This window comes from Marinobacter sp. KMM 10035, assembly GCF_046537445.1.
In the GTDB taxonomy this organism is placed as follows: Bacteria; Pseudomonadota; Gammaproteobacteria; order Pseudomonadales; family Oleiphilaceae; genus Marinobacter; species Marinobacter sediminicola.
Genome location: NZ_JBBVMG010000001.1, coordinates 728219 through 753045 on the forward strand (window position 1 = coordinate 728219; position 24827 = coordinate 753045).

The 24827-nt window shown below is 55.3% G+C and carries 23 protein-coding genes; 4 read left to right on the forward strand and 19 right to left on the reverse strand.

The window, feature by feature from the left end; translation table 11 throughout:
• Positions 1 to 58 precede the first annotated feature (58 nt).
• Positions 59 to 484: a thioesterase family protein gene (locus tag AADB16_RS03195; RefSeq protein WP_309045556.1), complete on the forward strand. Its 426-nt coding sequence runs from the start codon at positions 59 to 61 to the stop codon at positions 482 to 484.
• Here the strand turns inward: AADB16_RS03195 and AADB16_RS03200 are convergent.
• From AADB16_RS03200 to AADB16_RS03220, 5 genes are all read right to left on the reverse strand, one after another.
• Entirely contained in the window at positions 470 to 1834 is a 1365-nt protein-coding gene (locus tag AADB16_RS03200; protein ID WP_410801349.1) for an MATE family efflux transporter, read from the reverse strand. The two genes, AADB16_RS03195 and AADB16_RS03200, sit on opposite strands and share 15 nt — an antisense overlap.
• 28 nt (positions 1835 to 1862) lie before the next feature.
• Complete coding sequence (tpx, locus tag AADB16_RS03205) at positions 1863 to 2360, reverse strand: thiol peroxidase (RefSeq protein ID WP_309045508.1); 498 nt, start codon at positions 2358 to 2360, stop codon at positions 1863 to 1865.
• 124 nt (positions 2361 to 2484) lie between these two features.
• Positions 2485 to 3705: a Bcr/CflA family multidrug efflux MFS transporter gene (locus tag AADB16_RS03210; protein ID WP_410801351.1), complete on the reverse strand. Its 1221-nt coding sequence runs from the start codon at positions 3703 to 3705 to the stop codon at positions 2485 to 2487.
• 218 nt (positions 3706 to 3923) lie between these two features.
• Entirely contained in the window at positions 3924 to 4835 is a 912-nt protein-coding gene (locus AADB16_RS03215) for a LysR family transcriptional regulator (protein ID WP_410801352.1), read from the reverse strand.
• 48 nt (positions 4836 to 4883) lie between these two features.
• Positions 4884 to 6035, reverse strand: a complete 1152-nt coding sequence (locus AADB16_RS03220) for an alpha/beta fold hydrolase (protein WP_410801354.1) — start codon at positions 6033 to 6035, stop codon at positions 4884 to 4886.
• A gap of 168 nt (positions 6036 to 6203) precedes the next feature.
• On the opposite strand from AADB16_RS03220, the gene AADB16_RS03225 reads away from it, so the two are divergent.
• Positions 6204 to 7097, forward strand: coding sequence for an acyltransferase (locus AADB16_RS03225; RefSeq protein ID WP_410801356.1), 894 nt, complete (start codon positions 6204 to 6206; stop codon positions 7095 to 7097).
• A 15-nt stretch (positions 7098 to 7112) separates the two neighbouring features.
• Here the strand turns inward: AADB16_RS03225 and AADB16_RS03230 are convergent, their stop codons facing one another.
• From AADB16_RS03230 to folE, 10 genes are all read right to left on the reverse strand, one after another.
• Positions 7113 to 9134 carry a ribonuclease R family protein gene (locus AADB16_RS03230; protein WP_410801358.1) on the reverse strand — a complete coding sequence of 674 codons (2022 nt, stop codon included), beginning with the start codon at positions 9132 to 9134 and terminating at the stop codon, positions 7113 to 7115.
• Between the two features lie 70 nt (positions 9135 to 9204).
• The gene (locus tag AADB16_RS03235; protein ID WP_410801360.1) at positions 9205 to 10923 is read right to left on the reverse strand and encodes a diguanylate cyclase domain-containing protein; all 1719 of its coding nucleotides are present in this window, start codon (positions 10921 to 10923) and stop codon (positions 9205 to 9207) included.
• 197 nt (positions 10924 to 11120) lie between these two features.
• Positions 11121 to 11570, reverse strand: coding sequence for a DUF411 domain-containing protein (locus AADB16_RS03240; protein WP_410801361.1), 450 nt, complete (start codon positions 11568 to 11570; stop codon positions 11121 to 11123).
• 141 nt (positions 11571 to 11711) lie between these two features.
• Positions 11712 to 14339: a heavy metal translocating P-type ATPase gene (locus AADB16_RS03245; RefSeq protein WP_410801363.1), complete on the reverse strand. Its 2628-nt coding sequence runs from the start codon at positions 14337 to 14339 to the stop codon at positions 11712 to 11714.
• 6 nt (positions 14340 to 14345) lie between these two features.
• Positions 14346 to 14777, reverse strand: a complete 432-nt coding sequence (locus tag AADB16_RS03250; RefSeq protein ID WP_309045499.1) for a MerR family transcriptional regulator — start codon at positions 14775 to 14777, stop codon at positions 14346 to 14348.
• Positions 14778 to 15005: 228 nt separating this feature from the next.
• Positions 15006 to 15326 (reverse strand): hypothetical protein, encoded by a 321-nt coding sequence (locus tag AADB16_RS03255; protein WP_309045498.1) that lies wholly within the window; start codon positions 15324 to 15326, stop codon positions 15006 to 15008.
• Between the two features lie 19 nt (positions 15327 to 15345).
• Entirely contained in the window at positions 15346 to 17619 is a 2274-nt protein-coding gene (locus AADB16_RS03260; protein ID WP_410801365.1) for a putative bifunctional diguanylate cyclase/phosphodiesterase, read from the reverse strand.
• A gap of 95 nt (positions 17620 to 17714) precedes the next feature.
• Entirely contained in the window at positions 17715 to 18146 is a 432-nt protein-coding gene (locus tag AADB16_RS03265) for a CoA-binding protein (protein ID WP_410801367.1), read from the reverse strand.
• 36 nt (positions 18147 to 18182) lie between these two features.
• A complete protein-coding gene (gene folX / locus AADB16_RS03270; protein WP_200369875.1) occupies positions 18183 to 18557 on the reverse strand; it encodes a dihydroneopterin triphosphate 2'-epimerase in 375 nt (124 codons plus the stop codon).
• A 24-nt stretch (positions 18558 to 18581) separates the two neighbouring features.
• Positions 18582 to 19151, reverse strand: coding sequence for a GTP cyclohydrolase I FolE (gene folE, locus AADB16_RS03275; RefSeq protein ID WP_309045495.1), 570 nt, complete (start codon positions 19149 to 19151; stop codon positions 18582 to 18584).
• A 242-nt stretch (positions 19152 to 19393) separates the two neighbouring features.
• Between folE and AADB16_RS03280 the strand changes: the two genes are divergently transcribed.
• Positions 19394 to 20275, forward strand: a complete 882-nt coding sequence (locus tag AADB16_RS03280; protein WP_410803568.1) for an alpha/beta fold hydrolase — start codon at positions 19394 to 19396, stop codon at positions 20273 to 20275.
• 18 nt (positions 20276 to 20293) lie between these two features.
• On the opposite strand, the gene AADB16_RS03285 is transcribed toward AADB16_RS03280, so the two are convergent.
• On the reverse strand, positions 20294 to 21358 hold the full coding sequence (locus AADB16_RS03285) for a GGDEF domain-containing protein (RefSeq protein ID WP_410801369.1): 1065 nt from the start codon (positions 21356 to 21358) through the stop codon (positions 20294 to 20296).
• Between the two features lie 210 nt (positions 21359 to 21568).
• Here AADB16_RS03285 and AADB16_RS03290 point away from each other — a divergent pair, with 210 nt between their 5' ends.
• Entirely contained in the window at positions 21569 to 22651 is a 1083-nt protein-coding gene (locus AADB16_RS03290) for a patatin-like phospholipase family protein (RefSeq protein WP_410801371.1), read from the forward strand.
• A gap of 19 nt (positions 22652 to 22670) precedes the next feature.
• On the opposite strand, the gene AADB16_RS03295 is transcribed toward AADB16_RS03290, so the two are convergent.
• Genes AADB16_RS03295 through AADB16_RS03305 form a run of 3 tightly spaced genes read right to left on the reverse strand, consistent with a single transcriptional unit; the run spans position 22671 to position 24754 of the window.
• Positions 22671 to 23495 carry a metal ABC transporter permease gene (locus AADB16_RS03295; RefSeq protein WP_309045492.1) on the reverse strand — a complete coding sequence of 275 codons (825 nt, stop codon included), beginning with the start codon at positions 23493 to 23495 and terminating at the stop codon, positions 22671 to 22673.
• The gene (gene znuC / locus AADB16_RS03300; protein ID WP_309045491.1) at positions 23482 to 24270 is read right to left on the reverse strand and encodes a zinc ABC transporter ATP-binding protein ZnuC; all 789 of its coding nucleotides are present in this window, start codon (positions 24268 to 24270) and stop codon (positions 23482 to 23484) included. The genes AADB16_RS03295 and znuC overlap by 14 nt, the downstream gene beginning before the upstream one ends.
• Positions 24263 to 24754, reverse strand: coding sequence for a Fur family transcriptional regulator (locus AADB16_RS03305; protein WP_309045490.1), 492 nt, complete (start codon positions 24752 to 24754; stop codon positions 24263 to 24265). The genes znuC and AADB16_RS03305 overlap by 8 nt, the downstream gene beginning before the upstream one ends.
• Between the last annotated feature and the right edge of the window lie 73 nt (positions 24755 to 24827).

Consider the following 24827-nt stretch of genomic DNA (forward strand, 5'->3'; position numbering starts at 1 on the left):
TGCACAAGAGAGTATCATTCAGTGCCGCACACGACCCTTTGCTATACAGGTACCTGAAGTGGCCCGAATCAAGCTTTCCTTCCCCGACGATGCGTTCTGTTTTGAAACTCTGTTGCAGGTTCGAACAACGGACATAAACGGTGCTAATCACCTGGGTAACGATGCGCTGGTTTCGATGCTCTCGGAAGCGCGAGCCCAGTTTTTGATCAGCTACGGTATTTCTGAAGGTAACAACAGCGGTCAGGGCATTATTGTGACGGACCTGGCGACCATGTATCAGTCGGAATCCTTTTTCCCGGAAATGCTGCGTTTTGAAGTGGGGGTGATGGATTTTAATAAATACGGTGGGGATTTCGTGTTCAGGGTAACCAAGGCCGAGACGGGGCAGGCTGTTGCTTTGGCAAAGTATGGATTTGTGTTTTTTGATTACCTCCAGAAGAAAGTAACCCCTGTGCCAGAAAGCTTCCGCTCACGCTTTGCCTGACGCACTTTCGCGAAGCTGCTTCATACCCGCGCGATAGAAGCTGTAAGCCATAATGCCGGCCAGCAGGTTGCCCACCAGGGCACCGCTCATCAAACCGTAAATGCCGTTGAGCTGGCTGCCCAGCCAAAGCAGGGGCAGGAAGCATAAAAACAGCCGCAGCATTGAAACCAGCAGCGCCCGCACGGCAAGGCCAAGGGCGTTGCAGATGGACACCATCAACATGCACACCCCCAGGCCGCTGTAACTGAGTGGCACCCGCACAAGATAGGCACCAAGAATCTCCTGCACCTGTTGGTCGCTGCTGAACAGGTCAGATACCAGGCCGGAGGCAATGAGCCATAGCAGGCCAATGGCCAGTTGCCAGCCCACCACGAAGCGCACCGCAATACGCACCAGTTTGCGGATCTGTTCTATATCCCCGGCACCCAGCAGGCGGCCAATCATCGGCGGCATGGACATAGTGAGTGCGAGTACCACCACAATGGAGAAGAATTCCAGGCGCGTGCCCAGGCCCCAGGCCGCAACGGCTGCTGAGCCGAAACCAGCAACCATGGCCGTTGCCAGCATGGCTGAAACGGGCGGCATTAACTGGCTGACCATGGCAGGTGCCATGATGCTGTTTAGTTGTTTCAGGGCGCTGCCCAGAGCCAGTTCGCGAAGATCAAAGCGAGCCCAGCCGCGTTTTAGCAATTTTGGATAGATGAACAGGCAGCCGATTCCGAAGGAGGTTATGGTGGCCCAGGCGGCACCGGGCAGGCCCCAGCCAAATACAAAGATATAGAGCGGGTCCAGAGCGATGTTGGCGAGGCTTGTAGCCACCATCATATAACCGGGTAGTTTGGTGTCGCCGTGGGAGCGGCAAATGCTGTAGCCAAAGTACAAAAAGGCGCCGATCCAGGCGGAGAATAGCCAGGGTAACCAGTAACTGCGCACCATAGGGAGCAGGGTGTCGTCTGCGCCGAGTGCGGTCATGATCGGGTTTTGGAAAAGCCACAAGGCGACACAGAGTACGAAGACCAGTGCGCTGCCAACGGTTATTACCAAACCGCCTAAGCGGAACGCCCTGAGTTCGTCCCCTACCCCAAGTGTTCGCGAAATGATGGCGGTGGTGGCAATGCCTAAGCCAACTTGTAGCCCGATGATGAGTTGGTGCATCGGCAAGGTGAAGCCCAAGGCGGCCAGGGGGTCGCGGCCAAGCTGGCCGATAAAAGCACTGTCGGCAAGCTGGAAAGTCATCAGTGAGAGCGCGCCAAACAGCATGGGCCAGGTCATGGTGTAAAGCTGTCGGGGTAGGCTTGCGGTATGGATGGTGTTGCTCACAGGGTTGAGGGGTGCTTTGGTGTTTGGCATTGCCATCCATGGCAATGCACAGTCTGAATTAAAGCGCTTTTAGTGCCGCGTCGTAATCTGGCTCGTCGTGGATTTCGCTCACAAGCTGGCTGTGGATAACCTTGTTGTCTTCATCCAGAACGACCACCGCCCGCGCGCAGAGTCCGGCCAGTGGGCCGCCCTGTAGGGCTACGCCGTAATCCTGCTGGAAGCTGTAGTTCCGGAAGGTGGAGAGGGTTTCTACGTTTTTCAGGCCTTCAGCACCGCAAAAGCGTGAAGCAGCGAAGGGCAGGTCGGCTGAGACAACCAGAACCACGGTGTTGTCCAGGGAGCCTGCTTTTTCGTTGAATTTACGGGTAGATGTGGCGCACACGCCTGTGTCGATACTGGGGATGATGTTCAGGATTTTGCGTTTGCCTGCCCAGTTGTCGAGGGTTACTTCTTCGAGGCCGCTGCTGGTGAGTGTGAAGGCGGGTGCTGTGTCGCCGTTCTTTGGAAATTCACCGCTCAGTTCGATGGGGTTGCCGTCAAAAGTGACTGTGCTCATGGAGTGCTCCTTGGGTGATACAGAAGGTGATACGGAAATAGCGAAACAGTAATAGTCTGGAACAACTTACCCTGTTTAGTCCATTTTGGATGAGATTGCATCCCTTTGGTCCGTTTGAAGCTGACTACTGACTGGATGCCGTCTGGGGTTCGAAGCCGGGAGCGGGGTGGCGTTGAACCAGTAGCAGGTAGCTTGCCAGTGCGGCAATGGCACTGATGGCGATGGCGGTTGCCATAACCAGTGAGGTGTCATCGTGCAGAATGCCTACGAGCATGCCCGCAAAGGCCGCGATACCCATTTGTGCAAACCCGAACAGCGCGGAAGCCGAGCCTGCCATGCGGGGGAAGTTGGCCATGGCACCTGCCATGGTTTGCGGCATAACCATTCCGGTGCCCGCCATAAATACGGCCTGGGGCAGGATGACCGCCCACACGCTAAACACGCCGGTCAGCGCCAAAGCCACCATTAAACTACCACCGGCAACGGCAATAATCAGCCCGCGAACCAGAATCTGATCCGGTGCCAAGCGGCTGCCGAGGCGGATTGCGGTGATGTTGCCGGTGACATAGCCGACGACAATACCGGCGAAATACAGGCCGAATTGCTGGGGCGGCACTTTAAGAAAATCGATCAGTACGAATGAGGAGCCGGAAAGAAACGCGAACAGGCCAGAGAATAGCAGTGCGTTAGTCAGGGTATAGCCTAAGAAGCTGATGTCTGTGCCTATGGCACGATAATTCCGCAGCAGGCTGCAGAGCTTCAGGGGCTGGCGGTACTCTGGTCGCATGGGCTCGGGGATGCCGAAGGCCACGACCGCGGCCATGATCAGGGCATAGCCGCCTAATACGACGAAAATAGAGTGCCAGCCGAATCCGGCGACCATGATGCCGCCCAGTGTCGGTGCGACAGCTGGTGCGAGAGCCATGATGCTGGCCAGCAGTGCCATAATTTTTGCGGCTTCGCGGGGGGTGTAAATATCCCGAATGGCTGCACGCCCAAGAACGGGCCCGGCTGATCCGCCCAGCGCCTGTAAAAAGCGGCAAAGAATCAGGGTTTCGATGTTGCTGGCCAGCGCACAGCCAATGCTGGCGAGGGCGAACACTACAAAACCGCCAATCATGATGGGCTTGCGGCCGAATCGGTCAGCCAGTGGGCCACACACCAGTTGTGCTATGGCAAAGCCAACCATGTAAAGGCTCAGGGTTAGCTGTACCTGGCTGGTGCCTGTGCCAAAGTCGCTGCCGATTTGCGGCAATGCCGGCAAATACATGTCGGTGGCAAGCGGCCCGAGAGCTACGGCGGCGGCGAGCAGTATGGTTGTCCATATACTGGTGAGTGCTAGCATCTACTATCCATACTTTAAGGGGGGGCGATTGAGGGGCGAGGCTTCCAAAACACGCTGTGAATACGTCGGTGTACGCTTGGCTACGCCATCCATGGCTCCGCACAGTTTTGGAAGCCTCGCCCCTCAATCGCTGTCAACTTTGGAGGGGATTCTAGGGGGTGCCTTGCGAAAAAATAACAGGGGCGCTGCTCATAGGATATATGAGCAAAACAGATGGGTTACTCGTTGAGGCCATTCATGGTGGCGGCGACAGCGTTCACCTGGTTTCTCAACCAGCGGTGCGCCGGGTCGTTCTGGTTGCGGCGGTGCCAGACCATCAGCAGGGTAAATGGCTTGAAATTGAAGGGTAAAGGCACCCAGGAAAAATCCCGGAGTAAGTGTTTGCTCATGCGCTCAGGTGCGGTAACCAGCATGTCTGTGCCCCGGAGGAATTCTGGTAGGCCGGAGAAGTTGGAGACGGTAATGACGTTACGGCGGGTTAGGCCGCGCGCAGATAACCCGGCTTCCAGGGCGGGTTTTTCGCCAGTGCCGAACACCAAAGCGATGTGGTCGGCTTTCAGGTAATCGGTAACCGTCTCTGGTGCTTCGCGCTGGCTTGGATCGTAAAAAACCACCATGCGGTCGCCCATCAGCCCTCTTTGCATAATGTCGGTGGCTTCCGGGGCGTGGGGGGAGACGATCAGGTCGCAGATGTTCTTGCGCAGTATGTCTGCGGTGGGAATGCCGGAGGCAATGACCTGCAGCGTAACGCCAGGTGCTTGTACGCGCAGGCGCTGCATCAGTTGCGGAAGAAGCAAATCCCGCTCGTAATCGTTGGCTGCAATGGTGAACGAGATTTCGGTGGTTTCTGGCGTGAAGGGTGGGCCGGAGGCCAGAGAATGCAGGTCATCCAGGATCTGGCGAATGTGGGAGCCGGCCTGCACTGCGTAGCGCGTGGGTGTGATGCCGCGCCCGGATTTGACGAACAGGGGGTCGCCGAGGGCTTTACGCAGGCGGTCGAGTGTGTGGCTTACGGCGGATTGGCTGACGCCAAGCTTGACGGCCGCGCGGGAAACACTGCCTTCGTCAAGGACAGCAACAAAGGTGTGGAGAGCGCGGATATCTAGGTTGAATGTATCAATAAGGTTCATGGGTAGCAGTGTAATCCACAACTGCCGATCCCGGAACCGGGCAGGCCATCAATCTGAACGCTGGGCCAGCCACTGTGCGATTTCCAGCCAGCTTTCCCGGGGCGCTTTGCTGCCGGCCAGAATGCCCATGTGCCCACCCGGGGCAATTCGGAATGTTTTGTCCGCAGAGCTGACATGATCCATCAGGGTCTTGGCCGCATCCGGCGTTACCATGGTGTCTTCGCTGCCTGCTACAGCAAAAAGGTTGGCGTTAATGTTGGCCAACTGGGCTTTATCGTCACCAATTTGCACGGTGCCTCGGGACAGTTGGTTGTCTATCCAGATGCGAACCACCGTGTCCTGAACAACACCGCCGGGGTAAGCCACCATGCGGTCAAGAAAGGCAGAGGTTGTGGCATGGCTGCTCACAAACTCCCGGTCGCCCAAGCGGATAAGTAGCTCCCAGTAACCCATGAAACTGCCAATGGGATTAGTCAGCTTGAAGCCAATGGTGTTGGCCCAACCCGGGCTGTGAAACCAGTGTGGTCGGAGATCGTGAATCTGAAGCCCGGTGCGCCGGTAAATGGCTCCGGCAACATCGGCCATACGCTGGTTCAACAAACCCAGAATGCCAGACGCGTGGCTGTCGATGGGTGAGCCCAGAATGATGACATTACGGATATGCTGGTCTTTGCTCAAAGCCGTATAAAACAGGGTGAACATGCCGCCCATGCTCCAGCCATGCAGCGACAATTCCTGCTGGCCGCTGTGCTGCCGAACTCTGTCGAGAGAGGCGGGTAGCAGCTCAGCCACATAGGTATGCAAGTTGTAATGACTGTGTGCCCGCGTGGGGATGCCCCAGTCTATGAGATACACCTCAAAGCCTTTCGCCCGCAGAAATCTAACGAGGCTACGCTGGGGAAAAAGGTCGTAGATCAACATGTTTACGGCCAGCGGTGGAACAATCACCACCGGTGTTCGATGCCTGTTTGGCTCAACTGGAATGGTTATGCCATCAAGGTCGATAAAGTCTTCTTTCAGCGGCGGGTAATAGCGCAAGCTGACCAGGCCATCGGTATGAAGGGTTTCAAAAGGTGTTTGCCCCGCTTGCACCAGACTGGCCGCACGGAATACACGGTCAAAGGCATTGCCGGCATAACGTGATGTTTGCCGTGCTAGCCCGGCAGCTTTTTTGGTTGCGGCGTTGATAATATTGGGCATCGGGAAGATCCGTGATAAAAGATGTGAGGCTAATGCCAAACCCTTGGCAGCGCCATGGCAATACTGTCACTTTTGGTTGGCAGAGAGGTCACAATCAGCCACTGCCCATAGCCGGTGCTGATTGGTATGATTGCTAACCACTGGCTAAACAATCACAACAGGAACCGTATGCTCAGTTTCCTACCTGCTCCCGTTATCGGCGTGCTCAACTCCATTTTGCTGGCAATCAACACACTGTTCTGGTGTGTGTTGCTCTATATCCCAGCCCTGCTGAAACTCATTATCCCACATAAGGGTTTCCGGGTTTTTTGTACCAAGATCATAATCTGGATTTCAGAGTCCTGGGTGGCCTGTAACACAGGCTGGATGAAGCTTACCCACGGCACGAAGTGGCACGTCACTGGTGCGGAAAACCTGCGGCGCGAAAGCTGGTACCTGGTACTCAGCAACCACCAAAGCTGGGTGGATATTTTTGCCATGCAGCGGGTGTTCAACCGCCGCGCACCTTTCTTGAAGTTCTTTCTGAAGCAGCAGCTGATTTGGGTGCCGGTTATCGGGCTTGCCTGGTGGGGGTTGGATTTCCCGTTCATGAAGCGATACACCCGGGAATATCTGATCAAGCACCCGGAGAAGCGCGGGGAGGATCTTAAAGCCACTCGTCGTGCCTGCGAGAAGTTTCGTTATACGCCAGTGAGCGTGATGAACTTTGTGGAAGGCACCCGGTTTACGCCGGCAAAGCACGCGAAGCAAAAATCACGCTACAAGCACCTGCTTACTCCAAAAGCGGGCGGTGCTGCCTTCGTGCTGGACACTATGGGCGATTCAATACAGACGCTGGTTGATGTCACCATTGCCTACCCCGGCGGTGCCCCGTCGTTCTGGGACTTTATTTGTGGCCGGGTGAAGGAAGTGAAAATGGAGATTCATACGGTGACGATTCCCGAACACCTGAAAGGTCGGGATTATGCGACCGATGCAGAACACCGGCGCAACGTGAAGAACTGGCTGGGCGAGCAGTGGCAGGCCAAGGATGCCCGCCTTGAGGAAATGCTCACCCGCTAGCACTTACGAGCGACGTCAGCTTTTGCTGTCGTCGCTCACCTTCACGGTATCCTGCTCACTTTCCTTTGCATTGGCCTTTACCACTTCAACCGCTTCTACCAATTTGAAGTTGATCTGCCGCCGCTCCTCTTCCACTCCGGAAAAAGTCACTTTCACAGCTTGATCCAGCTGGAATATGCGCCCGTTCTTGTTGTGAATCAGGCGCAGTGTTACCGGATCAAAGCTATATTTTCCGTTAAGATCCTTGCAGCTGACAAAGCCTTCCAGCCCGTTGGATTCCAGGCGCACAAAAAAGCCTGCAGGAATGGTTCGGCTGATCACGCCGTCCAGAGGGTCTTCGCCCAGCGTTTTGGCAAAATCGCTCTTGAGCCAGGTTTCCAGATTGTTGGCGGCCTGTCTTGCTTTGAACTGAGTGGTCTGGAGTGTCAGGAGTTCGTCGCTGCCCAAGGCTTTCATTGGGGTGCCCCAAAGCGCCGCTTTAATCATCCGGTGAACATACAGGTCAGAATACTTGCGCAGTGGAGAGGTAAACGTGGTGTAGGCGTTTAGCCCCATGCCCTGGTGGGGTGCTACAGTAAACGTCATCTCTGCCCGGGCCAACTGGCGCGAGAGGATGGATTTCACTGGCACTTCTGCCTCCAGAGTGGATGTTTCCTTCATCAGTGCTTTGAAGCCTTCCGGTGTGGTGGCATCTATATCCGCCAGGTGCGGCGCATAACCTTCAAGCAATGCTCGAACGTTGTCGGCGCGGTCATCCCTGAGCCCCGGATGCTGGATAAACAGGCCAGATGCCTGCTTGGACAGAAAATCCGCAGCGCAGCGGTTGGCCGCAACCATGCATTCTTCAACCAAGCGGTGCGCTTCGTTCTGCACCGATGGCTCGATACTGCGAATGCGCCGGTTTTCATCCAGCCTTAGCCGGAATTCCGGGCGGTCGCCGCTTAGCAAGGCATGTTCACTACGCCATTTGCGCAATGCGGTGGCGGCCTGATGAAGTTGATCCAGACTGTTGCACACGGAATCCGGCAAAGCCTTGATATCTTCGTCTTCGCGGCCTTCAATCAGGTTGGAGACCAGATCGTAACTGAGTTTGCCCTTGGAGCTGATGACCGCCTGGTGGAAGCTGTAATCGCCCAGGCTGCCGTCGTTATTGACCTGCAGGTCACACACCAGGGCCAACCGCTTCACATCAGGCATCAGTGAGCATAAACGAGTGCTGATGGTGTCTGGAAGCATGGGCAGGGGGTCGCCCGGGAAATAAATGGCGGTGGCGCGCTTGAAGGCTTCCAGTTCGGCCGCACTCTTTTGGTCAATAACTGCAGCCGGGTCGGCAATGGCAATGGATAAAGCCCAACCGGTGGCATTGGGTTCGGCCAGAAGTGCGTCGTCCATGTCCTGAGTGGCGGGGCTGTCGATGGTTACATAGTCCCGGGCGGTGCGGTCTTCCCGGCCGTCGCCAAGGGCTTCAATGGAGGCCTCGCTCAGGTTTTCCGCCTGCGCTACAACCGAGGCTGGCCAGGTGTCTGAAAGATCGAAGGTGGCGAGAGTCAGGGCGCGCTCAATGCCTGGTTCGCCGGCTTTGCCAATAACCCGCAGAACCTTTGCCTGGCCCTTACCATCCTTGATTGGGTGTTTGTGCATGCAGCAGTACAGGTAATCATCAGGCTGGGCGTTCATGCGCTCTTTTGGCGGAATAAAAATCCAGCGGTTGATGCCCGGGGTTTCCGGCACCACAAAATGCCCTTTGCCCTTTACCAGATAACGCCCAACAAACGTGCTGAGCCGGCTTTCAATAAGCTCGTCCACAACACCCTGGGTCTTGCCCTTTTCCACTTCCTGTTCGGTAACACTAACCCGGTCACCCGGGAGCACTTTTTGCATTTCCTCCGGTGGCAGGAATACATCCCGCCCTTCATCCAGTGCGACGAATCCGAAGCGGCCGTTGGTGGCTTTAACAGTTCCGGGGAAAACAACTTTGCTTTCCTCAATGTCAGACTTTAGCTGGCGCAACTGGCTGAGAGCGTCGGCGTTGAGCATGGGTTAACCTGGCTTAAAAAATGAATGATGGGGCGGAGTATAACGGTTATGGCGATGCGAGTCAGACCCGTTACGCTGGGTTAATTTCAGTATTTTCCCGAGTATTGATGCAAATGCGGTTGCGTCCTTCTTTCTTGGCGCGGTACAGAGCCTGGTCTGCATTTCGCAGAATCTTGTTGATGTTGTCCCCGGGTTTGGAGAAATACCCGCCCGCGCTGATAGTGACGGGTGTGCCGGTCTTACGGCTCTCAACCTCGACACTTTCACGAATGCGTTTAGCAATGTGTTCCAGAGTTGGCGGATCGCAGGGAGAAAGCAGGATGACGAACTCGTCACCGCCCCAGCGCCCCGGGTGGTCGTAGGGGCGAAGGCTGGCTTTCAGCCACAGCGCCACGCGGCATAGGATTTCGTCACCCGCCTGATGGCCAAGCTGATCATTTATGGCTTTGAAGTGATCTATGTCGAGCCAGATCAAGCCAAAGCCGTTGCCCGAACGGGCCGAGCGTTGAATTTCATCATCCATGACTTCGTCTATTCCGCGGCGGTTTTTCAAGCCCGTAAGAGGGTCAATCCGGGCGAGTTGATTCAACTCGTCGGTACGCTGGGCAACCTTGTTCTCCAGTTCCCTCGTGGAGTCACGCAAGCTTTCGGTCATTTTTTCGAAGTGGTCCACGAGACGGCCAATCTCGTTGTCCGGCTTGTCCAGGCGGGGCAGGATAAAACTGCCGCCGCGAACTTTTTCCACCGCCTTTTCGAGCCCCACGATGGGCTTTACGATGCGCGACTGGATAATGAGGTGAAAGACCATCAGCGTAATCAGGAGGCTAGCGATAAATACCGCCACCAGAGGCCAGAGATAGCTTTTGGGTAATAGCGTATTCAGATCCAACAGGGTGATTTCAAACCAGCCAATCGCGGGTAAAAAGGCCACTCCGGCGAGGTGTTGGCGACCCTCTACGGTGACAAACCCGCTTTCGACATGACCCGCTTTGCCCGAGTTCTTCTTGAGTAACTGCAGCATGCCAAGAATTTTCTGTTTGTCCTCGGGGGCTTCAAACAGCAGGTCGACGGTATTTTTCTGGCCTTCGGGTTTTATGACGCTGGCAAAATCAATGTAGTTTCGATCCCGATACAGCTGTATAGCGCCGTTGTAGTCGACAAACAGGGTGGTGATGCCTTCCTGGTTAATATCAACGATATCCTGCAGAAACGTGTCGAGATTCATACCTGTGCCAACCATGCCGACGATCTGCTTGTCAGTGTCGCGCATCAGTACGTCAATCCAGAGCTTGGTAACGCCCAGCTCGGTATCGGGATTAACGTTTAGATGGAAGTCTCGCCCTTCGTCTATCAGCTGGTAAAACCAGGCGTCATTGGGCTCTTCGGGGCTAAGGACATAGCGGAACTGCTTGCCGGCATACTCATTTTTTTCGTTATTGAAGTAGTAGTGGCCACTTTGTCTGAGTGCAACAAAATAGCTGTTGTCCCGGAAGTTACTACGAAAACTCTCCATTTCGTGGATGGCATTCGCTTTCAGGGCCTTGTTCTCCGGCTCCGCTGCCCAGTTTATCAGTGCGGTAGAGTTGGCCATCTGCCGGGCCAGGCCAATTTCGCGCTCCAGCGACTGCAACAGACGGGCGCTGTCATAGCGCACCTGTATTTCGGCCACCTGTCGCCCCCAGCGCTCAATGAGGTCAGCGGAGAGTTCCCGGTAGGCTAACCAGGAAGCGCATGCAGCAATAATGATCAGGCCGGCAGCGATGCTGAGGAACCGGGTTTTAAGGCGCAAGCAATTCCGTCTCCGTTGAAGGGGGGATCGGAAATAATCATAGTGCACTGGCTGGCAAGATTGTAGGAAATATTACGAGGTTAGGCGTAAGGAAGTCACGGGAACTGGCAGCAGGCCCGTATCGGTGCCTGTACGACACCGATACGGTTTACCTGGCGCTTAGGGGGCGTTGCGTTGCTTCAGCGCCCGGCAGAAGGCTAGTTGTGCTCGGCAAACACTTTGGTCTGGCCCTTATCGTTAAACATCAGCACCTGATAGTGATCTTTGCGGTCGCCCATTTCCATACCCGGTGAACCGGCTGGCATGCCGGGAACGGCCAAGCCTCTGGCTTTCGGAGCGTCGGCGATCAGCTGGCGAATATCGGCGGCGGGCACGTGGCCTTCGATTACATAGTCACCCACAAAAGCCGTGTGGCAACTGGCCAGATTGCGGCTGATTCCGGCTTCCAATTTGATGCGGTTCATGTCGTGGGTATCGGTGGTTTCCACGTCAAAGCCATTGCTTTTCATGTGGTCAACCCAGGCGGTGCAGCAGCCGCAGGTGGGTGATTTGTAAACATGGATGCTCTGTGCGGCGCCGGCGGCTAATACAGGTGTGCTGAAGCCAAGTGTGGCGGTCAGGGCCATTCCGAGAATCTGCTTTTTCATGGTGTTTCTCTCTTTAATGTGGTGTTCAGTGATGGCTGTGATCTTGTGCAGGTGCGTCGCTACTGGATGACGAAAGCCAGAACCACCAAACGATGGCGGCCATCAGAAAAAGCCCTCCGGCATTGACCAATAAAGTTTCCATCAGTTCCGCTCCTCTTTCTGTTGCTGGTGCTGGCTCTGTTCCCGCGTTTGAGCTGGCTTATGACTGGTTTTGAACAGGCGCAACCGGTTGGCGTTGGTCACTACGGTAACCGAAGACAGCGACATGGCAGCACCTGCAAGAATCGGGCTCATTAATATGCCCCAAATCGGGTACAACAGGCCTGCTGCGACAGGAATGCCCAGCACGTTGTAAATAAAGGCGCCAAAAAGGTTCTGGTGAATGTTACTCACCGTCGCCCGGGAGACCTCAATGGCATCCGGAACACCGTGCAGGGAACCCCGCATCAGGGTAATGGCGGCGCTTTCAATCGCAACATCGGTGCCTGTTCCTATGGCGAAGCCCACATCGGATGCGGCCAGTGCTGGTGCATCGTTGATGCCGTCACCCACCATGGCCACCGTGTAACCCTTCGCGCGCATTTCGTTGACTATGTCGGCTTTGTCTTCCGGAAGAACTTCCGCGCGGTATTCATCAATGCCGGTTTTTGCGGAAATGGCCTTGGCAGTGGCATCGATGTCGCCGGTAACCATCATGACTTTGATTCCTGCATCATGCATGCGCTGGATGGCAGCCTCTGAATCGGCCTTGATAGCATCGGCAACGCCCATCACGCCCACTAATTCGGTGCCCCTTGCGAGGAACAGCGGCGTGCCAGCCTGTTCGGTGATGGCTTTCTCGGCATCGGCCAGCCCGTCAAGCGCAATGCCCTCGGATTCCAGCCAACGACGGTTGCCCAGACGAATCGCATCACCCTCAAAGTCGCCGACGACGCCCTTGCCGTTCAGCGCTTCAAACCCGGTGACGTTCAGAGGCTGCGCGTTCTGTTCTTTTGCTTTATTCACAATAGCTTCTGCGAGCGGGTGCTCGGAATGCATCTCCAGGCCTGAGGCCAAGGCCAGCAGTTGGGCTTCATCACCGTTCACCGCGTGCACGCTGGTCACAGCAGGGTGGCCTTCGGTAATGGTGCCGGTTTTATCAAGAATTACCAGGTCGATTTTCCCCGCAGTTTGAAGGGCATCGCCTTGGCGAATCAGGGCGCCGTATTCTGCTGCTTTACCAACGCCTACCATTACCGACATAGGCGTGGCCAAGCCAAGCGCACAGGGGCAGGCAATGATCAGAACGGTCGTAGCCGCGATGATCATGTGCACTACCGCGGGCTCAGGCCCGACGTTGTACCAAACCAGCGCCGCAGCCACGGCAATGAGCATCACACTGGGCACAAACACCGACGATATCTTGTCCGCCAGCCGCCCAATGGCGGGCTTCGAGCCCTGGGCCTTCTTCACCAGATGAATAATCTGGGCCAATGCTGTTTCGCTGCCCACCCGCGTTGCCTTGTACACAATCGCACCATGAGTATTCATAGTACCGGCAGACACCTCGTCACCCTCTGCTTTGGTAACCGGCATGGGCTCGCCGGTGAGCATGCTTTCATCTACACGGGTGCTGCCTTCAACAACAACTCCGTCCACCGGCAAGTTCTCGCCTGGGCGAACCCGAATGTGATCGCCTTTGCGTACATCTTCTACCGGAATGTCCTGTTCGTGCCCGTCACGAATCACCCGTGCCGTTTTTGCCCGTAAATCCAGCAGCCGACGAACCGCCTCGGAGGTTTTACCTTTGGCCCGGAGTTCCAGCGCCTGACCCAGATTGATCAGGCCGATGATCATGGCGGAGGCTTCAAAATACACATGCCGCGCCATTTCCGGTAAAACTTCGGGAATACTGACAACCGTGATGGAATACAGCCATGCAGTACCTGTGCCCAGCGCAATCAGCGTATCCATATTGGCATTATGGTGCCGAAACGCCTTCCAGGCCCCGGTAAAAAAGTGCCCGCCAGTACCAGCCATAACCAATAAAGTTAAAACACCCAGGCCAAACCAAACGCCCTGGTTTGCGCCGGTTATATTCATCGAGCCAAAGGTCATGCCATACACCATCATGGCAACACCCAGGCCCAGGCTGATCGCCATTTTCACCAGCAGGGTTTTGTACTGCTTCTTGTCCTCTTCCTGCTTTTGATCGTCTGCAGCATCGGCATCTTCAATCACGCTGGCGCCGTAACCGGAGCTTTCCACCGCCTTGATCAGAGCCTGCGAGTCAGACACACCGGTTGCTGTAGCGGTATTGTCCGCCAGGTTCATATGGGCATGGGTAACGCCGGGCACCGACTTCAGCGCCTTCTCAATGGTATTCACACAGGAGGCACAGGTGGCGCCGGTTACCGCCAGTAGCACCGGATCGTCACCATGCGCAGGCGCTGCCGGTTTTTCAGGCTTGCTCTCTGGCGCTTTGGCCTGTTTTCCGGCGTTTGGATCAGGCTCTGAGTCCTGCTTTTTCGCTTTGGACGCGCAACAGCTGGCGGTTTTTTCAGCTGCGCCCACGAGCTCTGCCGGGAAACCCGCTTCCGACACAATCCTGGCAGCTTCGGTGGAATCAATGCCTTCCGGCAAGGCGACCGTTTGATCTTCCAGATTAACCTCAACCAGACTCGCATCACCGATCAACGGCTCCAGGGCATTGCGAATCTTCTTCACGCAGCCCTGACAGGTGGCGCCAGAAATGCTCAGAGTGGTCTTTAGCTCAGCTGCTTCACTCATAACGATCTACTCCTCAACATGCTTTGCGGGAGCGTTGTCATCCCAATGTTCAATCAAGCGGCAGATAGTTTGACCATCCGGTGTGCCGTCCGGCATATCCTGCCAGGCGCCCAGCGCTGTTTTCATCCGTTTGCGTAGCTGCTGCAACTCCTTAATCTCACGCTCAACATCTGCCAACCTCTGCTGAAACACATCCCGAACCATAGGGCAGGGCGAGTGATGGTCATCCGCTTGATCGAGAATCTGCCGAACCTCGACCAGCGAAAACCCCAGCTGCCGCGCCTTGCGGGCAAAACGCAGCCGCCGAAGGTCCTCGGCATCGTAATGCTGATAATTGTTATCCGGGTTCCGGGTGGGTTTAAGCAGCCCCTCGCGGGTGTAAAAACGAACCGTGTCCGGATTAACTCCCGCAGCGTTAGCAAGTTCTTTAACTTTCATAGGCAGCAGCCCCACCAAATGATTAAGAGCGTGGGTGTGGAAGGTGTGTCCGAAAATGCTCGGAGCCATGGATGGCGCAGAGCAAGCGTACAGGGACGTATTCACAGCGGTTTTCGGACACACCTTCCACACTCATGCGGCCTACTGAGATGCTTGATAGTAAAGCCGAGAGTGTTGGAAGCTTAAGGATAGCCTAAAACCTATGACCTACTCACAGGTCAATGGTTTTCAGGAAGAGGGGCTTTTCGCCCGAAGGAAGGTACCGCAGCTTTTGCACTGATCAGGCGCCATCAACTTGGCCTGCCAGCCAATCTTTACGCCACACGCCGGGCAAGCCAGGCGCAACTGCAAAATAATAATGGGAGTAACCAAAGCCACAAGTAAAAGCCCCAAAGGCCCCCACTCATCACCACTGGAAAGCCCAAGCTGACTGCTGAACACCAGCACAATCACCAACGCCAAAAACGCGAAAATGAAATAATTCCGATTCCAGCGCTCCCAGCGCCGAAGCTTCGCATCCTGTTCCGGTGTCAGATACCCCGTGGTCATAAAACCCTACCTGGACAATTCAAATTTCAAGCCCCCGCTCAGTCGCCGCAAACTTGTCTAGCGTGCCACCGACTAAAGCCTGCTCCAGTTCAGCAGCTGGAACCGGGCGACTGATTAAATACCCCTGAGCCATATTACAACCCTGGCCCTTGAGAAGATCCAACTGTGCCTGGGTCTCCACGCCCTCGGCAACTACCCGTAACCCAAGGTTATGGGCAAGATTGATCACAGCCCGGGTGATTACAGCATCATCATGGCGTTCGGTCACCTCCGTAATGAACGAACGATCGATTTTCAGAAGATCAACCGGGAAATCCCTCAAATATGCCAAAGAAGAATAACCCACGCCGAAATCATCAATCGCCAGATGTACGCCAAGATCGTGCAGGCGGGACAGCTGATCCCGGTTGCGTTCAATATTCTGAATGAAAATTTCTTCCGTAAGTTCCACCTCAAGCCGCTCAGGTGGAATACCTTCAGCGTTCAGAGCATCGCGTATATGATCCACCAGATGCTCGTTGTCCAGCTCGCGCCCGGACAGATTCACGGCAACTCTGAGGTGTTCAAAACGGGTGTCTTTCCAGGCAGCCAGCTGGCGGCAGGCTGCCATCACTACCCAGTGGCCGATATCCGTAATTCGGCCACTCTCCTCCGCCAGAGGAATAAATTCACCCGGGGCCAGAAGGCCACGACGGGGATGCTGCCAGCGAATCAGCGCCTCAACGCTGGTGATCTCGCCGTTGTTCAGATTTAACTGTGGTTGGTAGTGCAGCACAAATTCATTATTGGCCAGAGCCTGACTGAGATCCTTTTCCAGCTCCAGACGCATCACTTCGCGCTCCTGCATACCCTCTGTGTAAAACTGATAGGTATTACGCCCCTGGTCCTTGGCTCGGTATAGAGCGATATCAGCATTGCGCAACAGAGTATCTGCATCCGTGCCACTCTGCGGGTACACGGCCACACCCAGGGTTGCGGTAATGCTGTGAACTTCGCCCTGAACGTCGAAAGGCGCTTCAAAACACTGCTTGATAAGCCCCAGCAGGTGAATAACGTCGTCAATATCTTCCACATACTGTTGGCAGATCATGAACTCGTCACCACCAGAGTAGGCCGCAGAAACACGCTCATCACTGAGTTGGTTCAGACGCTTGGCAACCTGAGCCAATAACTCATCGCCAAACTGGTGGCCCAGAGAGTCATTCAGCATCTGAAAACGGTCGAGATCCAGCATAACAAGCGCTACTTGTCGCATCTGGCGATCGGCAAGTGTTAGCGCATGAGCCAGATCTTCCATAAAGAAGCGGCGGTTCGCCAAGCCGGTGAGAACATCGGTAGACTCCAACCGCATCAGGTCTTGCTGTATGGTTTTGCGTTGTGCAATTTCCACATCCAGCTCCCTGCGTGTTGCCAGAAAATCCTGATTGCGTTTTAGCATTAGCTGCAGCAGAAGCGTAGCGATACTGGTCACCAACCCCATGAAAAGAAGCGCGACAAAGGTCCACCGGGGCCAGGGGCTGCGCTGTTTATCAATCCAGGCCTGAGACGGCTCTAGGGTTAGTTGCCAGTCTAGTGTTGGCAAGTTGATTGGTAGGGTATAAGACATGGAATTGTCAGCATTCTGATGCGAGTCCTGTGTGTAGACAGGGCCACCATTGCTGCTTAGCACGATGCGGAACGCAGCTTGTTCCCGTGTGGCCAACAATTCACGGGCCAGTATTTCCATTCTGAAAACCCCGGCGATAAATCCGTTGTTATCGGGACCTGTACCTACGGGTGCGTAAATAACAATGCCTTTGCCGCCCTGGCGAAGTTCCAATACATCAGAAATGTCATAGTGGCCCGAAGTCCGGGCTGCCTCCAGAGCCTGTTGTCGGTGCTCATTAAAGGCTACGTTGAAGCCGAGAACGGCCTCATTTAATGAAAATGGTTCCAGCCAGCGAATAAAATAGTCTCGGTCTATCCATTCAATGACGGTATAGATGCGAAAGTCATCGAGATAATTGCGGGCATCTCGGCGCCATTCACTTTCTGGCGTATTTGGGTCTGCTGCCAAGCGCATGGCCATTCTCTGGATAGCGCTGGCATGGGCCTTGAACTCCCATTCGAGGTTGTGAGCCATGCTTTGGGCTTCATTCTCGAGGTTTGCCTGGATTTGCTCGGTGTACTGGTGGGTCAGGCCGTAACGAAGCCCTGAGGCAGTAATGAGAAAAACAAGGAAGATAACCACTGGAAAGGCAGGGTGTAATATGCGCTTTAAAAAAAGCCTGCCTTTTACAGGTGAATGTTCCAATAGCTACTCCGTTGATCAGAAAACCGGCCAGAAAAGTTAACGGCTGATGGCCGAAAATCATTAGCCGCTTTTGCACGGCTGCGACAGGCTCGGATTCAGGAGCTGACTGTCGGGATACCCAGCCGTGGGATTTCCTGCTTTGGGCACTTGTCCATCACAAATGTCAGCCCTGCGGCTTCGGCTCTGGCGGCACCTGCCTCGTTAATCACCCCAATCTGCAGCCAGATTACCGGGATCTTCAATGCAATAGCTTGGTCAATTACCGCATCCGTGCGCTCCGGAGCCAGGAACAGCTCCACCATATCCACCGGCTCAGGCAGTGACGCTATATCAGCGTAAACCGTCTCGCCCAGTACTTTCTGGCCGGCAAGGCGTGGGTTAACCGGAATCATCCGGTAGCCCTGTTGTTGCATGAACGCCATGACTTCGTGGGAAGGCCGATGTGTTTTCTCACTGGCGCCAACGAGGGCTATAGTGCGGACCCTTTCAAGGATCGCGCGCATCTGATCAGGCTGATTGCTTGGCATGGTAACGAGCCCCTGTGTGGCATTAACGGAAAGGAATCAACGGTGCGCTTCAAGGCAGACAGACACAGATTCGGTATAGCGTAGCGCGTGGGGCTTATCGATTTCTACCTGCGCCCACTGTACGGCAGAGTGCTCCATAACGATGTTGAGCACTTCGTGAGTCAGACGCTCCAACAAAGCGAAGCGATTGCCATTCACGTGGCCGATAATCTGCTTGGTGATGGTGCGGTAATTGAGTGCCGCTGCAATTTCGTTGCGACTGATTGCTTCCGTCGCATCGTAGGTCAGGCATACATTGATGATCACATCCTGCTGGTTGTTGATTTCCTCTTCCTTGATGCCGATATAGGCTCGCAGCAGTAGGTTCTTGATCTGTATTCTTGCCTGGTGGTTGCAGGAAACCTCTGTCATACCGCCTCCATCCGACCTTTGTGATCAGCGATTGCCACTGATCAGATTAAAAAATTCTGTGCGTGTTGCCTGGGATTTGCGGAACTGGCCCAGCATCATGGATGTTTTCATCTTCGAGTTCTGTTTTTCCACGCCACGCATCATCATGCACATGTGCTGCGCTTCGATAACCACAGCAACGCCTTTGGCATTGGTTACACTTTCTACCGCTTCTGCAATTTGCCGGGTCAGGTTTTCCTGGATTTGCAGGCGACGCGCATACATATCCACAATGCGTGCAAACTTGGACAGTCCCAGAACACGACCCTGTGGCAGATAGGCGATGTGACACTTGCCAATAAAGGGCAGCACATGATGTTCGCACATGCTGTAGAGTTCGATGTCCTGGATCACGACCATCTCATCCATTGCAGATTCGAAAACAGCGTTGTTGACGAGATCGCCGAGGTCCTGCTCGTAGCCGCGAGTAAGGAATTGCATGGCTTTGGCCGCACGCATGGGGGTGTCCTGCAGACCTTCACGGTTGGTGTCTTCACCCAGCCCGTTGATGATGGCGCGGTAGTGGCCCGCGAGGTCGTCAAGGAGTTTGGTCATAGTCTTTTCCGGTTCTCTTGAAAATGCTGAGGTAGATACAAGGGACAAAGCTTAAGTGAATTTGCCCTGTATCTCTACGATTTACGACGCCGGGCACGGAAAAGACCAAACGCTGATAGTAGTTTACGGGCGGCAGTGGTGTGGTTCTGGCCGAAGGGTCGGGTTTATTCTAAAGTCGCAGGCTGTGAAGAATACATCGGGGACATCGCATGGATCAGCATACATCGGGTACATGGAAGGGAATGCCCGTTGGTAGTGAGGTGGCTGCGCAAGAGGCGTGGCAACAGAGCGGCAAGTGGTTTACCTATGAAGGTCATGCGATATTCAGCCGCATGGCGGGGCAGGGGGAGCCGTTGTTACTGATTCACGGATTTCCTACCGCAAGCTGGGACTGGCATCGCCTATGGCCCATGCTGATTCAGGGTAATCATTTGCTTGCACCGGACCTGCTGGGATTCGGCTTCTCCGACAAACCCCGACATTATTCCTATAGCATCGAAGATCAATCAGATCTCATCCAGGGCATGCTGGAGGGCCTTGGTCTCACATCGGTTCATCTTCTGGCCCATGATTATGGCTGCAGTGTTGCTCAGGAGCTTCTGGCCCGAGAGCAGGAAGGCGCGCTACCTTTCGAGATTCCCAGCGTGTGTTTTCTGAACGGCGCATTATTCCCCGAAGTGCACAGCCCGTTGTTGATTCAGAACTTGTTGCGTAGCCCGCTGGGAGGGTTGATCAGTCGGGCACTGACCCGACGTAGTTTTGAGCGCAGCTTCATGAAGTTGTTTGGCAGTAAATGCCTCCCGGATCAGCAGGATCTGGATGATTTCTGGCATCTGATCACCTACAACAACGGCCGCGGGATTCTGCACCAGTTGATCCATTTCATGGAAGAACGCCGGTGCCATCGGCATCGCTGGGTCTCTGCCCTGCAAAACGCCAGACAACCCATGCGTCTTATCTCAGGTGTTGCGGATCCTGTATCGGGCGCGGCCACGGCGCAGCGTTATCAGGAGATGATTCCGGAGGCCGATGTGGTGCAGCTCAAGAATGTGGGACATTACCCCCACTTCGAGAGCCCGTGGGAAGTATTTTGCGCTTACAGAGAGTTTCGCAAGCGACGGTGACCGGGTTGAAAATAGCCGCTAGCTGGAAGCGGGTGTTGGAGGGGCGTCCGTATTCTGGTCGCCAGCTGCCAGGCTGGTTGCACTCACGACCTGGTTGCGCCCTCTTGATTTGGCATCGTAGAGCGCCTGGTCGGCACGGTTCAGCCAGACAGACCAGGTTTCACCCTTGCTGACCTCGGCAATGCTGGCGCTTGCTGTTACCTTGATATCTTCAAGAAACGGCCGAGCGCTGATGCTCGTGAGCAATTGATGGGCAAGAAGATTGCCCTCATGCTGATTGGTTTCGGGCAGAACGATCATGAACTCTTCACCACCGATCCGGAAAATCTGGTCGCTTTCCCTGAGGCGCTTACGCAGTCGCAACGCCATTTCTTTTAGCACTCTGTCCCCCGCCAAGTGGCCCCACTGATCGTTGATCAGTTTGAAGTAATCCAGATCCAGAAGAACCATGCTGGATACTCGCCCGTAGCGCTCACGCATCTGGATTTGGCCGTTCAGGATGTCAGCCAGCTGTGATCGGTTGAGGCAGCCGGTAAGGGGGTCGGTGGTTGCCAGCCGGGTGAGTTCCATTTGTAGCTTGCCCACCAGCCAGGCGAAAATCATGGAGAACAGACAGGTAAGCCCCAGCGAGAAGGTAATGCGCCAGAAATCTGCTTCGGGAAACTTCATGAAAGAAACCACTGCCATGACGGTCACAAAAATGGTGTTGCTGGCAATGGCTTCCCGGATTGGAAGCAGGAAAAACAGCGCTGAAGCAGCAGGGTATGCCCAGTACAACCCTGCATGCCCGTTAATGGCCGTTGAATAGGCCGCGCACACCACTGCAAGCAATGGAAACAACCGGCCTTTCAGGAAATAGGTGGAACGAAACCGCAACAGGGCCATGACAGCAAGAGCATTGATACAGAATAGAATCAGCATTCCGGAGAGCAGAAAGTGGTGATGCTGCCACTGCACGACAACAAGCGGCGCGACTGCAATGAAAGCCCAAAAATGCAGGTGATAGACCAGTTGCCGCTTGAAACCAAGCACCGCGAGGGTCGGGTTGGTTGAGGTGGAATCCGTCGAGATAAACGCGCTCACAGCAAGCTCCGGCTGTTTTTGTGATATCGCCCAGCTGCTGAAAACGGGCGTGTGTTCAAGTCTAGCATGGGTGTTCTCCAGTGGAGCTGAAGTATCTGAGTATCGATAGTATTAGTTTTGTTATGTTGGCCCATAGTGACCACTTCGTTAAAATCCACACCTCGTCTGAACCTATTATTATTCATACTGAACGCTGACAGGAACGCCGCCATGATCGCCATCCATACCCGTGCCCCAGCACTGACTATCCGGGCAGGCCGTCGAACCCTGCAGCGGTTGCAGGAAAAACCCCTGACGCCGGATGATGTGCACGTTATTCCCGGTGCTGCCGGCGGCCCCAAAGCCCTTGGGCTCAGCGGTCTGGATAAAGCCATTTTTGGGGACTGGCTGCTCCGGGTTGAACAAGAGCGCTCCCTGATTGGCTCCTCCATCGGCAGCTGGCGGTTTGCTGCAATTGCTTCCTCGGACAACCCACGGGCACAGCTTACCCGGCTGGCGGAGCTATACACTGCCCAGCGCTTCGAAAAAGGGGTCAGTGCGGCTGAGGTTACGCGCCAAAGTGTTAAATTCCTCGAAGAACTGATTGGCGGACGTGAGGACTATATTCTTGAACACCCTTGGTATCGCCTGAATGTGATGGTGGTTCGCAGCTTGGGCATGCTCGAACCAGACACCAAAGCGCGCCTGAGCCTCGGGTTGATGAGCGCCATAAGTGCTAATGCCGTTGGCCGACGACACCTTGGGCGTTTCATGGAGCGGGGTATTCTTCACGATGCCAGATTGAAGGCGCCATTGTCGCCGTTGGCGGATTTTTCAAGCCATGAAGTGCCTTTGAGCCGCGACAACTTGCACTCTGCATTGTTAGCCTCTGCATCCATACCTATGGTGATGTCCGGTGTCCGGAATATTCCCGGCGCCCCGGAGGGTATCTACAGAGATGGTGGGCTTTTGGATTACCACCTCGATCTGCCCTATGAACAGCCGGGTGTGGTTTTGTATCCGCACTTCACCGATCGAATTGTGCCTGGCTGGTTTGACAAGACCCTGCCATGGCGTCGCGGCGACGGAACTCGTCTGCAGGATGTGCTCCTGGTGGCGCCCTCTAAGGATTTTCTGGAGCACTTACCGGATCGCAAGCTGCCAGACCGTAAGGATTTCGAAACCTATCTGGGCAATGACAAAGGCCGTGAGCGCTCATGGCAGAAAGCAGTTGCCGAAAGCGAACGCCTGGGAGACGAGTTTCTTGAGCTACTTGAAACCGGCCGTTTGATGGACGTTATCCAGCCTTTGTGATGCATGGCGACCTGCTTGCTCAGGCAGGACGGCTTGCAGAGAACCGGCCAGCGCCGCCGTAAACAACCAGAAATGTTGCAAAAGCCGTTACCACCACGGATGGGCCTGCGGGCGTGTCCAGGTGCCACGACATACTCAGGCCGCCCGCTACCGCAACAAACCCGAATCCAACCGCCAGCGCTGCCATCTGTTCCGGGGTGCTGGCCAGCCTGCGCGCGGTGGCGGCGGGAATGATCAACATAGCAGTAATAAGCAATACGCCCACCATCTTCATGGCAACGGCAATCACCAGCGCAAACATTAACATCAGCAGCAGGCGCAGGCGCTCAACCGGCACCCCTTCCACCCTCGCCAGCTCTTCGTGAATGGTGCTCATCAGCAAGCCGCGCCAAAGCACGGCTAAGAGTGTCAGGATCACAACAGCGCCGCCATAAATCCACAGCAGGTCGTGTCGGTTCATGGCTAGCAGATCGCCGAACAACAGGCCGGTCAGGTCAATCCGTACATCCGGCATAAAGCTTAGCGCGACCAGGCCAATGGCCAGGGCGCTGTGGGCAAGAATTCCCAGCAAAGTGTCTGTCGCCAAGGTTTTGTTGCGGGAAAACAGCAACAGCGCCATGGCGAGAACAACGCTGGTGATGAGGACGCCAAGGTTCAGTGGAAGACTGAACAGAAAGCTCAGCGCTATGCCCAGCAGCGCCGAATGCGCGAGCGTGTCGCCGAAATAAGCCATCCTCCGCCATACCACAAAACAGCCCAGCGGCCCGGCAATCAAGGCAACGCCCAAACCACCAATGAGGGCGCGCCAGAAGAAGTCGTTCAGCACTGTATCAATGATGCTCATGGTTGCACTCCCCATGTTCGTTCGCTGAACCCGAATGACCTGTGCCAACCACGTTGCCGCTCAGGTCGTGGCTGTGGTTATGGTTGTGGTGATACACCGCCAGAGACTCCGCAACCGGCCGGCCGAAGGTTTCAATAAACGCAGGGTCGTGTGAGATATCGGCAGGATGCCCGCTGCAGCACACGTGCTGGTTCAGGCAGATCACCTTGTCGGTTGCGGCCATAACCAAATGCAAATCGTGAGAAATCATGATGACGCCGCAGTTGAGTTCATCTCTAAGCTGACGAATCAGATCATAAAGCGCCGCCTGGCCATTGATATCGACACCTTGTGCCGGTTCATCAAGCACCAGGAGATCCGGTTTCCGGACCAGTGCCCTGGCCAGTAAAAGGCGTTGCTGCTCTCCACCTGACAAATGGTGGACAGATGCCTTCAGCAGATGGCTGACACCGGTTCGCTCCAGCGCAGCGACGCAGGCTGCAAGAGGTTGGCCGCTGAGCAACATGAAGCGCTCTACGCTCAGGGGAAGCGTTGATTCAAGGCTTAGATGTTGGGGCACATACCCGATCACCAAGCCCTTTGCGCGCAGGATACGGCCGCTTGTGGCGGCCTGTATGCCCAGAACCGCCTTGATCAGGGTGGTTTTGCCGGCGCCGTTTGGGCCAATGATGGTAATGATATCGCCCCGGTGCAGCGCCAGGCTGACCCGATCAACAACCGGGCGATCATCAAACCGGACGGTAAGGTTTTCGATGGCAACCAGCGGTTCATCCATTGGGTTGCTCTCCCTGACAGCTGGGGCACAGGCCTGCTATTTCAAGAGTTATGGCTTCGGTAACGAATGCTTCGGCGCCGGCCGCTTCGTGTATGGCTTTGGAGACGGTTGTGTCTGTTAGCTCCAGAGCATTGCCGCAAGAGCGGCAGATGAGAAACATCCCTGTGTGATGCTCGCCAGCATGGGCACAGCCGATAAAGGCATTCAGGGAGGCTATACGGTGCACCAACCCGTACTGTTGCAGGAAGTCGAGTGCCCGGTAGACCGTCGGAGGCGCAGCACTGTGGCCTTCTGATGCCAGTTTCGCCAGTACATCGTAGGCGCCGAGTGGTTTGTGGGATTCCCAGATAAGCTCAAGAACTCGCTCACGGGTGGGCGTCAGGCGGGCATGCTGCTCTTGGCAGATGGCTCTGGCTTCAGCCAAAGCCTGGCTGACACAGTCATCGTGGTTGTGAGGGCGGTAAGGTAGCGCGCGAGCGGACATGATCGGAATCCTGCAGAATTTGTAACATTATAACATCCGCAGGAGCCCGACTGCCAAGGGTAAGAATCGAGAC